We start from the raw sequence: 12,427 nt of genomic DNA on the forward strand, positions 1-12,427 counted from the left end.
CACAACCTACTGCGAGAAAGCACCGTGGCGTTGAGCGGCTAGTATTACGCTCTCTTCTTCGGCCTCTCGTGACGGTCTCACAAGTGGTAAATGACTTGTTTTTAGAGGGAGTCTTCATTTACTGCATAAATATGACGAGTCGTGAACCCGTCAGGAAAGCTTCCAGCGGATCCCCAAATTAGCGAGAAAGCCTGTTCAGGTCAAATACCAGTGTAAAATGTGCTGATAAGCGATAATTTTTAATTATACCTATGAAAGATAATGATTTTTTTAGAAAATCTATCTCGATAAATGAATATGGGGTTTAATTGAAGTGTGAGCTGTATCACTATACAAAAGCGCGGGAACCCTTATCCATGCTGCGTTCTCTCTGCGTCGTAGCATATTATGCTGTATATGACTACTTTTAGATTTCATGAAACTATTTTTAAGTATTGCTTCATCTTTTCATTAAGCGAGCATGCGGGATAAGAAAAATTAATTAGCACTGACGTGAGTTTATTTTCACTAAAAGCGAATAAAAATGCATTTCATTGGGATGTGTGTGATTGATCGCGGTCATCGCGAAGGGAGCGAGAGAAAGGTAGTCTGCTGTTCCTCAAGGGAGCAGGTTAGAATATGCAATTGCAAAAATTAATCAATATGTTTGGCGGAAATCTTCAACGTCGCTATGGCGAGAAGATCCACAAGCTGACGCTGCACGGCGGGTTTAACTGCCCAAACCGTGATGGCACGCTGGGGTGGGGCGGTTGCACGTTCTGTAATGTGGCCTCGTTTGCCGATGAGCAGATGCAGCAACGCAGCATCGCGCAGCAGTTGGAAACGCAAGCGGGAAAGGTGAACCGAGCCAAACGCTATCTGGCGTATTTCCAGGCGTATACCAGCACCTATGCCGAGGTTCAGGTGCTGGAAAACATGTATCAGGAAGCGTTGAAGCAGGCCGAAATGGTGGGGCTTTGCGTGGGCACTCGCCCCGACTGCGTGCCCGATGCGGTACTGGATTTGCTGTCCCGCTACCATGAGCAGGGCTACGAGGTTTGGCTGGAACTGGGTCTGCAAAGCGCGTGTGACAAAACGCTGCACCGGATTAATCGCGGCCATGACTTCGCCTGCTATCAGGAAACCACCCGCCGTGCGCGAGCACGCGGTCTGAAAGTGTGTAGTCATCTGATCGTGGGTTTACCGGGAGAGGACGCACAGCACTGCTTATCGACGCTGGAGCAGGTGGTTGAAACCGGCGTGGAGGGCATTAAGCTTCACCCTCTCCATATCGTGGAGGGCAGCACGATGGCGAAGGCCTGGCGAGCGGGAAGGCTGCCAGAGCTGGCACTGGACCGCTACGTGGAGATAGCAGGAGAGATGATCCGCCATACGCCGCCGGAGGTGATTTATCACCGCATTTCCGCCAGCGCCCGCCGCCCGACGCTTCTGGCACCGCTCTGGTGTGAAAACCGCTGGACGGGCATGGTGGAGCTGGATCGCTATCTGCAAACGCATGGCGTACAGGGTTCCGCGCTGGGAACGCCTTACCGCTATGCTGATAGGTAATGTGCCGCAGGGCATTGGCGGCTGATGCTGTGCCGTGAATCTGTGCGGCAGCACCGTATAAGCCGTCGTTTTACGTTATGATGCGCGGGTGGGTGACTAAGGGAAATCGCTATGAAGCAAATTCGTCTGTTGGCGCAGTACTATGTTGATTTGATGGTAAAACTGGGGCTTGTCCGTTTTTCACTGCTGCTGGCCTCGGTATTGGTGCTGCTGGCGATGGTGGTGCAAATGGCCGTCACCCTGTTGCTCAGCGGGGAAGTCGAAAATATCGACGTGGTCCGCTCCATTTTCTTCGGGCTGTTGATTACGCCCTGGGCCGTTTATTTTCTCTCCGTGGTGGTGGAACAGCTCGAAGAGTCGCGCCAGCGGCTGGCGAAGCTGGTGGCGAAGCTGGAAGAAATGCGCCATCGGGATCTGGAGCTGAATGCGCAGCTTCAGGAGAATATCGCGCAGCTCAATCAGGAAATCGCCGACCGTATCAAAGCGGAAGACGCACGCGCGCTGGTGATGAGCCGACTCAAAGAAGAGATGTCCCGCCGTGAACAGGCGCAGATTGAGCTGGAGCAGCAATCTGCGCTGCTGCGTTCGTTCCTCGATGCCTCGCCGGATTTGGTTTACTACCGTAACGAAGATAAAGAATTCTCAGGCTGCAACCGTGCGATGGAACTGCTGGTGGGCAAAAGCCAGAAGCAGCTTATTGGTCTGACGCCGCAGGATGTTTACTCCCCCGATATTGCCGAGAAAGTGATGGAAACGGACGAAAAAGTGTTCCGCCACAACGTTTCTCTGACCTATGAACAATGGCTGGTGTATCCCGATGGCCGTAAAGCCTGTTTTGAGCTGCGCAAGGTGCCGTTTTATGACCGGATGGGCAAACGTCACGGGCTGATGGGATTTGGACGCGATATAACGGAGCGTAAGCGTTACCAGGACGCGTTAGAGAACGCCAGTAGGGAGAAGACCACTTTTATCTCAACAATCAGCCACGAGCTTCGTACGCCGCTTAATGGCATTGTCGGGTTAAGTCGCATCCTGCTGGATACGCAACTTGACCCTGAGCAGCAAAAATACCTGAAAACCATCCACGTCAGCGCGATCACGCTGGGCAATATCTTTAACGACGTGATTGAGATGGACAAACAGGAGCGCCGTAAGGTGCAACTGGATAACCAGCCGATTGATTTCACCGGTTTTCTGGTGGATCTGGAAAACCTCGGCGGCCTGCTGGCGGAACCGAAAGGCCTGAAGCTGATTATGGACCAGCATCAGCCTTTGCCGCAGAAAGTCATTACTGATGGAACGCGCCTGCGGCAGATTCTGTGGAACCTTCTCAGTAACGCGGTGAAATTCACGCCGAAGGGTGAGAACGGCAAAAAAGGCGAAATCGTGGTGCGCGTCTGGCATGAAAAGGGCGATCGTCTGCGCTTTGAAGTGGAAGATTCCGGGATGGGCATTCCGGCGGATGAGCTGGAAAAAATCTTCGCCATGTATTATCAGGTCAAAGACCAGCACGGTGGGAAGCCCGCAACGGGCACGGGAATCGGTCTGGCGGTGTCGAAGCGTCTGGCACAGAACATGGGAGGCGATATCCAGGTTTCCAGCACGCAAGGCAAGGGCTCCTGTTTCACTCTGACAGTGACGGCACCGAGCGTCGATGAAGCGGGAAGCGGTCTGGACGACGACGATGATTTGCCGCTACCGGCGCTGCACGTTCTGCTGGTGGAGGATATTGAGCTCAACGTCGTCGTCGCGCGTTCGGTACTGGAAAAACTGGGTAATAGCGTGGATGTCGCCATGACCGGGCAGGAAGCGTTGGATATGTTCGATCCCGATGAGTTCGATCTGGTGCTGCTCGATATCCAACTGCCGGATATGACCGGTCTGGACGTGGCGCGTCAGCTGCGTTCACGCTATGGCAAACGCAGCATGCCGCCGCTGGTGGCGCTGACGGCGAACGTACTGAAAGATAAACGTGAATATCTGGATGCGGGTATGGACGACGTGCTCAGTAAGCCGCTGTCGGTGCCTGCGCTGACGGCTGTCATCAAACAGTTCTGGGACACGCATACGGTGTGGGCAGAAGAACCTGTGGTTGAGGAGGAGGATGACATGGCAAACGCAGAAGAAGATCTGCTGGATATCCCGATGCTGGAACAGTATCTGGATTTGGTGGGGCCGAAATTGATCCACCAGAGTCTGGAGATGTTTGAACAGATGATGCCGGGCTATCTGGCAATTCTGGATTCCAACATGACAGCGCGCGACCAGAAAGGCATTACGGAAGAAGGGCACAAAATCAAAGGGGCGGCGGGTTCCGTTGGATTACGGCATCTGCAACAAGTCGCCCAGCAGATTCAGACCTCATCGCTACCGGCATGGTGGGATAACGTGCAGGAATGGGTTGATGAGCTTAAGCACGACTGGCGTCATGATGTTCAGGTACTGCGTGATTGGGTAGCAAAGGCAGAAAAAGAGTCCTGATACGGTCTGTTGCGGCCACAAGGACGTGGCGAGCAAAACGGGTAGGCAATTTTTTTTCGTCTCACGCGATATCATGCAAAAAGGCGGCAGATTAAGCAGGGCTTACGATTCTAGGGGGATGGGGATGCGAGGGCTTTGCACGTTTTCATACGGTAGAAAAAAATGACCCCGACCGAAGTCGGGGTGCGCGAATTATGCGCCAACACCAGGGAAAACATGCACCTGCATTTAGATCTCAGGGTTTGTAAACTCGCAAGTGCGGATATTCGTGTCTTACAATGCTCTTAACGACTACAACTTACAACAGCGACTAAAACCTAGCTACTGTACATCTTCATCAAGCAACAAAATAGCAAATGTAGAAATCTTTGTTACAAGAATCATTAAAATGTGTGATGTAGATTAGTGTTTGTCAATTAAAAAATCAATTAGTTGATGTAATGAAATGAAGGAAAAGATGATGAAACGAGTCGGCATTGTCCTTAGTGGCTGCGGTGTTTATGACGGTTCCGAGATTCATGAAGCCGTGTTGACGTTACTTGCGCTGGATCGCGCGGGCGCGCAAGCGGTTTGCTTTGCGCCAGATAAACCACAATTACAGGTGGTTAATCACCTGACAGGTGACGTAACTGGTGAGAATCGCAACGTTTTAGCAGAATCGGCACGGATCGCCAGAGGAAAAATCCAGCCGCTTTCCGCAGCAAATGCACAAGATTTAGATGCGCTGATTGTGCCGGGTGGTTTTGGCGCGGCGAAAAATTTAAGTGACTTCGCGACGCAGGGAACGGCGTGTCAGATTGATGAAACGCTGCAATTGCTCACACAGGAAATTTATAAGCAAAATAAACCAATTGGTTTTATTTGCATCTCACCCGCACTGCTACCGACGATTTTGGGTGTACCTGTTCGCGTAACCATTGGTAACGATATTGATACCGCTGAAGCCGTCGACGAGATGGGCGGTATCCACGTGGTTTGTCCGGTCGATGATATCGTGGTCGATGCGGAACATAAAATCGTGACCACACCAGCCTATATGCTGGCTAACTCCATCAGTGAAGCGGCACAAGGCATTGATAAGCTCGTTGCTCGCGTATTGGATCTCACCGAATGAGGTGGAAACGAGGGCGTGGAGGCTTATTCACGTGGCTGAAGCGCCTGATTGTTCGGAGTCTGTTGGTTGTCATCGGTGCATGGCTGGCTGGCATCCTGCTGTTTTCCTTCCTGCCCGTTCCGTTCTCTGCGGTGATGGTCGACAGGCAGATCAGCGCATGGCTGAAAGGCGAATTCTCCTACGTTGCTCATTCTGACTGGGTTTCGATGGAGGAGATCGCCCCGGAAATGGCGCTGGCGGTAATAGCGGCGGAAGACCAAAAATTCCCTCAGCATTGGGGCTTCGATCTGGATGCGATTGGTCAGGCACTGAAGCACAACGAGCGTAACACGCAGCGGATTCGCGGAGCCTCTACGCTCTCGCAGCAGATGGTGAAGAACCTGTTCCTGTGGGATGGGCGTAGCTGGGTGCGCAAGGGGCTTGAAGCGGGTATTACCACCGGTGTTGAGCTGGTCTGGACGAAACGGCGGATTCTGACCGTGTATCTGAATATCGCCGAATTTGGCCCCGGCATCTTTGGCGTGGAAGCGGCCGCCAGACGTTATTTCAACAAGCCTGCCAGCAGGCTGACGGCAAGTGAATCCGCTTTGCTCGCGGCGGTGCTACCAAACCCCATTCGCTTCCGAGCGAATGCGCCCTCCAGCTATGTTATTCAGCGCCAGCAGTGGATTTTACGCCAGATGAGGCAGATGGGCGGCGACGCATTTTTGCGAGATAACGATCTGTTGTGAGGTAACAATCTGAATTAATTCGCTTTGTTCGTTTACTATACCGAGAATTTTTTGCGTTAACGGTCGTGTTTTCGACACCAGGAGAAAGTATGCGGTTACGTTATTGGTCAGGTGTACTGGTTGCATTATGTTGTGTGGCTTCCGTTGCCCGTGCGGACGCGGAGTCTAAAGCGTCATCCCCCGATAATCCCTACGCCTTCTTGCAGCAGTCTCAGCTATCCGCAGTAAAACAGCAGCTACAGCAGAAAACGGAAAAGCCGCAGACGCGAATGGCGTACGAGCAGCTTATTTCGGAAGCCGATCGCGCGCTGAAAATAAATAACCCCAGCGTAACGGAAAAGAAATCTACGCCACCCAGTGGTTCAAAGCATGATTATTTGAGCCTCAGCGCCTACTGGTGGCCCGATCCCGACAAAGCTGATGGTTTGCCTTGGATTCGTCGTGATGGGCAGGTAAACCCTGCCAGCAAGGATGAGGAGACCGATGGGGTAAGGCTGGCAAAATTCACGGCCCAAACGCAGGCGTTGACGCTGGCGTGGTACTTCTCTGGCAAACAGGCTTATGCCGACAAGGCCATGTCGATGATCCGTACCTGGTTTATCGACCCCGCTACGCGTATGAACCCTAATCTCGACTTCGCGCAAGGCGTGCCGGGCATCGCGCCGGGCAGAGGCTCGGGCGTGCTGGACGGGCGCTATTTTTCCACCCGCATCGTCGATTCGCTGATTATGCTGCGTCACGCTCCGGGCTGGACGGCGCAGGATGAACAGCAGATGCAGACATGGATGAGCGATTATCTGCACTGGCTACAAACCAGCAAGCTGGGGAAAAAAGAGGCAACGGCCCAGAACAACCACGGTAGCTGGTATACGGTACAGGTTGCGGGGATCGCCTGGTATCTGGGGAAAATCGACGTGGTGAAATCCATGGCGCAGTTACAGCGGGAAAAATTGGATCACCAGCTGCAACCGGATGGGGCTCAGCCGGAAGAACTGGCGCGTACCCGTTCTTTCCATTACAGCTACTTCAACCTTCAGGCGATAACGGATATGGCTATTCTGGCTTCCCGCGTCGGCGAGAATATCTGGCAGTACCACACGCCAAAGGGAAGCAGTGTGATAAAGGCGCTGGATTTTATGGCACCGTATCTGGATGAAAACAAGGCGTGGCCGCGGAAAACGATGGACAGGCAAAGCAGCCGCTTGATTCCGCTGCTATTGCAGGCGGATCGTGGTTTGAAAGCGCCGCGTTACCAGACGCAAATCAGGCAGGCGGGCTTTGCGGAGTTGCTCACCGGTGAAGCTGGTGCGCGCGATAAAGAACCGAGTCACATCGGCGTTGAAACTCGCCGCGCACTCTGGCTGCTTAACCCTGTTACGCCATAATTTCCTTGAGCCTCGGCCTCATCAGGCAAAGATACGCGTCCCTGAATCGGGATAAAAAGTGCAGAAATAAAAAAACCGCTGATGTCGTCATCAGCGGTTTTTGTTTTTTAAAGAAAAAAGCGCGTTATTGCAGGTAGGTGAAGGCCGTCGTGACGTGCTTCACGCCGCCAACTTTACTGGCGATCTCTGCGGCAGAGGTGCCTTCACGCTGTGTCACCAGACCTAACAGGAAGACTTCGCCGTTTTCCGTTGTGACTTTGACGTTAGAGGATTTAACCGTGTCGCTTGCCAGGATCTGTGAGCGCACTTTAGTGGTGATCCAGGTATCCATGGAGGCGGTTCCCATTGAAACCGGCGTGCCTTGGCGTATCTCGTTGTAGACTTCGGCTGCGCCTTCCACGCCGAGGGCGATTTGTTTAGCCCGGCTTGCCATTTCTGTGCTCGGTGCTTGCCCTGTTAACAATACTTTCCCCTGATAAGCCGTTGCAACGATACGAGCCTCTTTTTTCAACTGCTCGTCTTTGCTGATTGCATTCGTCACGCGGACTTCCAGTGTGCCATCGTCAACCTGCGTGCCTACGGTACGCGGGTCCGTGGCTGTTTTGGTTGCCACGGCACTGCCAACAGCAACAACCCCGACACAGCCTTGTAGCAGCAGGGCGATAGACAGCACGGCAAATGCAGAACTTATCCTCATGTAGTGCTCCTTCAATCGTTCTGGTGTGGAAAAAGTGTGTTATCAATTAAATCGCACAGGCAATTTACTGTCAGCATGTGCATTTCCTGAATACGGGCGCTGCGGTGTGACGGGATGCGAATTTCCACATCCTGCGGCCCGAGCAGCCCGGCCAGTTCTCCGCCATCGTAGCCAGTCAGCGCGACAATCGTCATGTCGCGGGTAACGGCAGACTCTACGGCTTTAACAATATCGCGGCTGTTGCCACGGGTTGAAATGGCCAGTAGTACATCGCCAGCCTGACCTAACGCTCTGACTTGTTTGGCATAGACCTCTTCATGCAAGCGGTCATTCGCTATCGCAGTTAAGACCACATTATCCGCATTAAGTGCGATAGCCGGTAAGCTGGGGCGCTCTGCTTCAAAGCGGTTAATCATGCTGGCGGCAAAATGCTGCGAATTGGCTGCTGATGTTCCGTTACCGCAGCACAGAATTTTGTTGCCGTTTAGCAGAGACTGCACCATCGCAATCGCGCCACGGGAAATGGCGTCTGGCAAGGCTTCTGCCGCTGCAATCTGCGTTTGAATACTCTCGGTAAAACAAACTTTTATTCTATCCAGCACGTTGAATTAACCTACGTAAATTGAAGGCCATCAAGGATGAGATCTCCCTGAGTGGTAAAAATGTTATCCCTGTGCGGCAAAGGCGTTAGGGAGCCAGTCGAACTGTTCACCTGTAATTGCCAGCACGTCAAAACGGCAATCCACTGTGTCAAAGCTGGCACCTCGCTGTGCCAACCACACGGCGGCGGCATGCAACAACCGCTGCTGTTTGCGTCGGGTGATGCTGGCTGCGGCATCACCAAAATGGGCGTTGCGCCGATAGCGCACTTCGACAAACACCCAAATATGGCGATCGCGCATGATCAAATCCAGTTCCCCGCCGCGTAGCGTAACATTCGCCGCGGTGAAGGTCAGGCCCGCGCGTTCAAGATAACGCCGGGCCTGTTGTTCGTAAACTGCGCCAGCCGCTCGCTGATTCAGAGAACGGGTACCAGTTGGCCCTGACGATATTGCTGCCAGGTTAGCTGACGATTGATGGTGCAATCCGGCCCTGAACTCAGCATTCCTGTTGCCCCAGGGATCTGGTGGCCCGGAATCTGGCGCATTTCACCGAAGTGGCTGGCGAGCGTCCAGGCATCCATCCCCATGGCATACAAGCGGACTAACGAGTAATCGTTTTTAAACTGGCTGCTGACCTGCTGCATCAGCGCTGGGTTAGCACCGGCTAACAGCGGAATATCGCTGAACTGCAACCCTTCCATTTCGAGGCGGAAGTCAGGACCTAATCCGGCCTGGAAGCTACGTGAGCTGGCGTAGAGCGCCGGACGCGCGCGTGAGGTGGTGCGCATGTCGATCATCGGCTTAATCAGCGCCAGCTCGTCTGGCGTTGCGATGATATAGACCGCATCAATATTGCCACTCACGGACGAACTGGTCGTCGGTTGAACCTGTGACGGGATGGTCAGGCCACCGATGGTGGTGCCTGGCTGTGCCTGCTGCTGCGACACGTTAACAGGCTGACCGCTCAGGCTTAAGCCCGCGCCGCTATTAATCGCCTGTTTTAACTCCGCGGTGTTGCCAAAGCGCTGTTGCAGAGCGCTGGTGCCGCTTTGCTGGTTCCAGGCCTGAGCGAATGCGTTAATGATACGGTCGCCCAGTGCACCGCGGGGGGCTAGAACCAGCGGCTGCTGTTTACCCTGCTGATGGATAAATTTTGCCGCGTCTCGGGCTTCATCTTCTGGAGAGAGGGCGAAGTAGCAGATGTTAGCGCTATTTTCGACGTGTTCCGGCTGGTTCAACGCCAAAATATTCAGCGGTGACTGGCTGTTCGCCAACTGATCCACTTCATTTTTCAGCAACGGACCGATGACCAGCGAAGCCCCATCTTGCTGTGCCTGTGTGAGAATATTCGCCAGCGGTTGTGAAGACGTATCATACACTTTGACCGGGAGTGAGCTGGACAGCCCCGCGCTTGTCGCCTGTGCTTCCGGTGCAGGCGCCGGTGAGGCTACCGCTTGATCGCTGTATGGCGCGGGCGATTGGGCATTCTGACCGTCGGATGATGGGACTACCTGTCCGTCTTGCGCAGCGTCCGCTGAAGGTGCTGCAGGGGCAGATACGGGCGCGGTGGCTATCTGACCGTTCTTGGCCGCGTTAAAACCTTGCTGGATGGCATTGGCGAAAACCTGTGCCTGACCATTGAGTGGCAACAGCAATGCGATGCTGTTCACCGATGACTGCTGGTAGTTAATGACCTGATTCAACTGCGTAGGCAGCGTTTTTGCAGCAGGATGGTGTGGATAACGGGTTTGCCAATCCTGAATCGCGCTCTTTAACTGATCGGGAGAAGTACGGTTATCCTGATAGTTATTAAGCAGATCGACCCAGCCTTGCAGCACATTTTCATTCGCATTAATCAGCAGCGAGTTCGACTCCTGTGGCGACATTTGCGTCAGCGCCAGCCAGGTCTGATCGAGGTTCATCTGGTGCTCGTCGCCTTTCAGCAGCGGCTCTTGAGCGATATAGGCTCGTAGCAGCTCAATGGACGGACGACCTTGTGCGGTTTTGATTTGCGTCTGGTAGTAACGCTGCTTTTGCTCATCGGAAAGCGCGCCCACATCAAGCTGGCTCAGCGCTGCTTTAGCCGCATCCATATTGTTTTGGGCAACGGACAGTTCCGCACTGAGTAACTGCTGTTCTTGCTTTTGCGCTGCGCTTAATTTTTCTGGCAGTGCATTGAACTGCTGGCTTGCCTGAGGGGCTTTCCCTTCCTGTAACAGGGAACGAATAGCAAGTAATTGCCAGTCAGCCTTGTTATTATCGCTACTTTGCTGCATCTGTTGCAGATAATAATCGGATGATGCGTCGGCTTTGCCCTGAACCTCGGGTTGTGGGCTCTGCGGTGCATGACTTGGACAGCCTGCGAGAAACAGTGCCGCTAGCAAAACAGGGATAACACGCCCTGCCTGGGTACGGACGAAATGAAAGGGAAGCATACTGTATCCAGTGATTTTTTTTAAAGATGCTCAATATTAAATCGGCAACCCGGATGAAACAATGAATCAAGACCAACAAGCAGACATTTCTGCATCTACCCTCTACATTGTCCCCACGCCAATCGGCAATCTGGGCGACATCACGCAGCGTGCGCTAGCGGTATTGGCGAGCGTTGATCTGATCGCCGCAGAGGATACCCGCCATACCGGTCTGCTGTTACAACATTTTGCGATTAATGCGCGACTGTTCGCATTACACGATCACAACGAACAACAAAAAGCGGATGTGTTGCTGGCTAAATTGCAGTCAGGACAAAGCATCGCGCTGGTTTCAGATGCAGGCACACCGCTGATTAACGATCCCGGTTACCATTTGGTTCGACGCTGCCGTGAAGCAGGCGTTCGCGTGGTGCCGCTGCCGGGCGCGTGCGCGGCGATAACGGCGCTCTCTGCGTCCGGTCTGGCGTCTGACCGTTTTTGCTATGAAGGCTTTCTGCCCGCCAAAACCAAAGGTCGCAAGGATAAGCTGCGTGAGCTAGGGGAAGAACCCCGCACGCTGATTTTCTACGAATCCACACATCGTCTTTTGGACAGCCTGCAGGATATCAGCGAGGTGCTGGGAGCCGAGCGTTACGTGGTGTTAGCGCGCGAAATCACCAAAACCTGGGAATCGATTCACGGCGCCCCCGTGGGCGAATTACTGGCCTGGGTGAAAGAAGATGAGAATCGGCGCAAAGGGGAAATGGTGCTGATTGTTGAAGGGCATCAGATTGACGACAGCGCGCTGTCGGCGGAAGCGCTACGCACGCTGACGCTATTGCGTGCCGAGCTACCGTTGAAGAAGGCGGCGGCGCTGGCGGCAGAGATTCACGGCGTGAAGAAAAACGCGCTTTACCGCTATGGGCTGGAGCAAGAAGGCGATAGCGGTGAATCGGAGGATGACAAGTAGGGCAATTTGCCCTATCATCCGCGCCGGAGTTGACCAGACAGTCGCCGCTTCACTGCCGTCCCTTTCGGGGGAGACAGGTGGAGGGGAGGAAAGTCCGGGCTCCATAGGGCAGGGTGCCAGGTAACGCCTGGGAGGCGCAAGCCTACGACTAGTGCAACAGAGAGCAAACCGCCGATGGCCCACGCAAGTGGGATCAGGTAAGGGTGAAAGGGTGCGGTAAGAGCGCACCGCGCGACTGGCAACAGTTCGTGGCACGGTAAACTCCACCCGGAGCAAGGCCAAATAGGGGTTCACATGGTACGGCCCGTACTGAACCCGGGTAGGCTGCTTGAGCCAGTGAGTGATTGCTGGCCTAGATGAATGACTGTCCACGACAGAACCCGGCTTAACGGTCAACTCCCTTCATCATAAAACCCCGCTTCGGCGCTGAGGAATCCCCAGTAATGGGCGGGTAAAAAAAGACAGGCATAGAGTTTTGTGATCTA

At 53.7% G+C, this 12,427-nt stretch carries 10 protein-coding genes and 1 other RNA gene; 7 read left to right on the top strand and 4 right to left on the bottom strand.

Annotated features, from left to right (window positions below):
* Positions 1-618 precede the first annotated feature (618 nt).
* The 5 genes from ACIPUG_RS18260 (at position 619) to ACIPUG_RS18280 (ending at position 7,259) form a co-directional block, all read left to right on the top strand.
* The gene (locus ACIPUG_RS18260; protein ID WP_400339592.1) at positions 619-1,548 is read left to right on the top strand and encodes a TIGR01212 family radical SAM protein; all 930 of its coding nucleotides are present in this window, start codon (positions 619-621) and stop codon (positions 1,546-1,548) included.
* Between the two features lie 111 nt (positions 1,549-1,659).
* Entirely contained in the window at positions 1,660-4,029 is a 2,370-nt protein-coding gene (gene arcB, locus ACIPUG_RS18265; protein WP_040038097.1) for an aerobic respiration two-component sensor histidine kinase ArcB, read from the top strand.
* Positions 4,030-4,489: 460 nt separating this feature from the next.
* A complete protein-coding gene (gene elbB, locus ACIPUG_RS18270) occupies positions 4,490-5,143 on the top strand; it encodes an isoprenoid biosynthesis glyoxalase ElbB (protein ID WP_039282800.1) in 654 nt (217 codons plus the stop codon).
* Positions 5,140-5,874 (top strand): monofunctional biosynthetic peptidoglycan transglycosylase, encoded by a 735-nt coding sequence (mtgA, locus tag ACIPUG_RS18275; RefSeq protein ID WP_400339594.1) that lies wholly within the window; start codon positions 5,140-5,142, stop codon positions 5,872-5,874. Before elbB ends, mtgA begins: the two co-directional genes overlap by 4 nt.
* Before the next feature lie 89 nt (positions 5,875-5,963).
* A complete protein-coding gene (locus tag ACIPUG_RS18280; protein WP_400339596.1) occupies positions 5,964-7,259 on the top strand; it encodes an alginate lyase family protein in 1,296 nt (431 codons plus the stop codon).
* Positions 7,260-7,383: 124 nt separating this feature from the next.
* Here the strand turns inward: ACIPUG_RS18280 and dolP are convergent, their stop codons facing one another.
* From dolP to ACIPUG_RS18300, 4 genes are all read right to left on the bottom strand, one after another.
* Complete coding sequence (gene dolP / locus ACIPUG_RS18285; RefSeq protein ID WP_010296714.1) at positions 7,384-7,956, bottom strand: division/outer membrane stress-associated lipid-binding lipoprotein; 573 nt, start codon at positions 7,954-7,956, stop codon at positions 7,384-7,386.
* 11 nt (positions 7,957-7,967) lie between these two features.
* On the bottom strand, positions 7,968-8,558 hold the full coding sequence (gene diaA, locus ACIPUG_RS18290; protein ID WP_005975525.1) for a DnaA initiator-associating protein DiaA: 591 nt from the start codon (positions 8,556-8,558) through the stop codon (positions 7,968-7,970).
* A gap of 63 nt (positions 8,559-8,621) precedes the next feature.
* Positions 8,622-8,978, bottom strand: coding sequence for a YraN family protein (locus tag ACIPUG_RS18295; protein WP_052902752.1), 357 nt, complete (start codon positions 8,976-8,978; stop codon positions 8,622-8,624).
* A complete protein-coding gene (locus ACIPUG_RS18300; RefSeq protein WP_039282794.1) occupies positions 8,975-10,993 on the bottom strand; it encodes a penicillin-binding protein activator in 2,019 nt (672 codons plus the stop codon). Before ACIPUG_RS18300 ends, ACIPUG_RS18295 begins: the two co-directional genes overlap by 4 nt.
* Before the next feature lie 61 nt (positions 10,994-11,054).
* Between ACIPUG_RS18300 and rsmI the strand changes: the two genes are divergently transcribed.
* Both rsmI and rnpB read left to right on the top strand, forming a co-directional pair.
* Positions 11,055-11,942, top strand: a complete 888-nt coding sequence (rsmI, locus tag ACIPUG_RS18305; protein WP_039499668.1) for a 16S rRNA (cytidine(1402)-2'-O)-methyltransferase — start codon at positions 11,055-11,057, stop codon at positions 11,940-11,942.
* A 25-nt stretch (positions 11,943-11,967) separates the two neighbouring features.
* Positions 11,968-12,346: RNase P RNA component class A (gene rnpB, locus ACIPUG_RS18310), an RNA gene on the top strand.
* Positions 12,347-12,427 lie beyond the last annotated feature (81 nt).

Origin of the sequence: Pectobacterium sp. CHL-2024 (assembly GCF_044751765.1) — a bacterium.
In the GTDB taxonomy this organism is placed as follows: Bacteria; Pseudomonadota; Gammaproteobacteria; order Enterobacterales; family Enterobacteriaceae; genus Pectobacterium; species Pectobacterium brasiliense.

Excerpts from the sequence above, each read along its gene's own strand:
- ACIPUG_RS18260 (WP_400339592.1), top strand. The coding sequence starts at position 619 with ATGCAATTGCAAAAATTAATCAATATGTTTGGCGGAAATCTTCAACGT.
- arcB (WP_040038097.1), top strand. The coding sequence starts at position 1,660 with ATGAAGCAAATTCGTCTGTTGGCGCAGTACTATGTTGATTTGATGGTA.
- elbB (WP_039282800.1), top strand. The coding sequence starts at position 4,490 with ATGAAACGAGTCGGCATTGTCCTTAGTGGCTGCGGTGTTTATGACGGT.
- mtgA (WP_400339594.1), top strand. The coding sequence starts at position 5,140 with ATGAGGTGGAAACGAGGGCGTGGAGGCTTATTCACGTGGCTGAAGCGC.
- ACIPUG_RS18280 (WP_400339596.1), top strand. The coding sequence starts at position 5,964 with ATGCGGTTACGTTATTGGTCAGGTGTACTGGTTGCATTATGTTGTGTG.
- dolP (WP_010296714.1), bottom strand. The coding sequence starts at position 7,956 with ATGAGGATAAGTTCTGCATTTGCCGTGCTGTCTATCGCCCTGCTGCTA.
- ACIPUG_RS18300 (WP_039282794.1), bottom strand. The coding sequence starts at position 10,993 with ATGCTTCCCTTTCATTTCGTCCGTACCCAGGCAGGGCGTGTTATCCCT.
- rsmI (WP_039499668.1), top strand. The coding sequence starts at position 11,055 with ATGAATCAAGACCAACAAGCAGACATTTCTGCATCTACCCTCTACATT.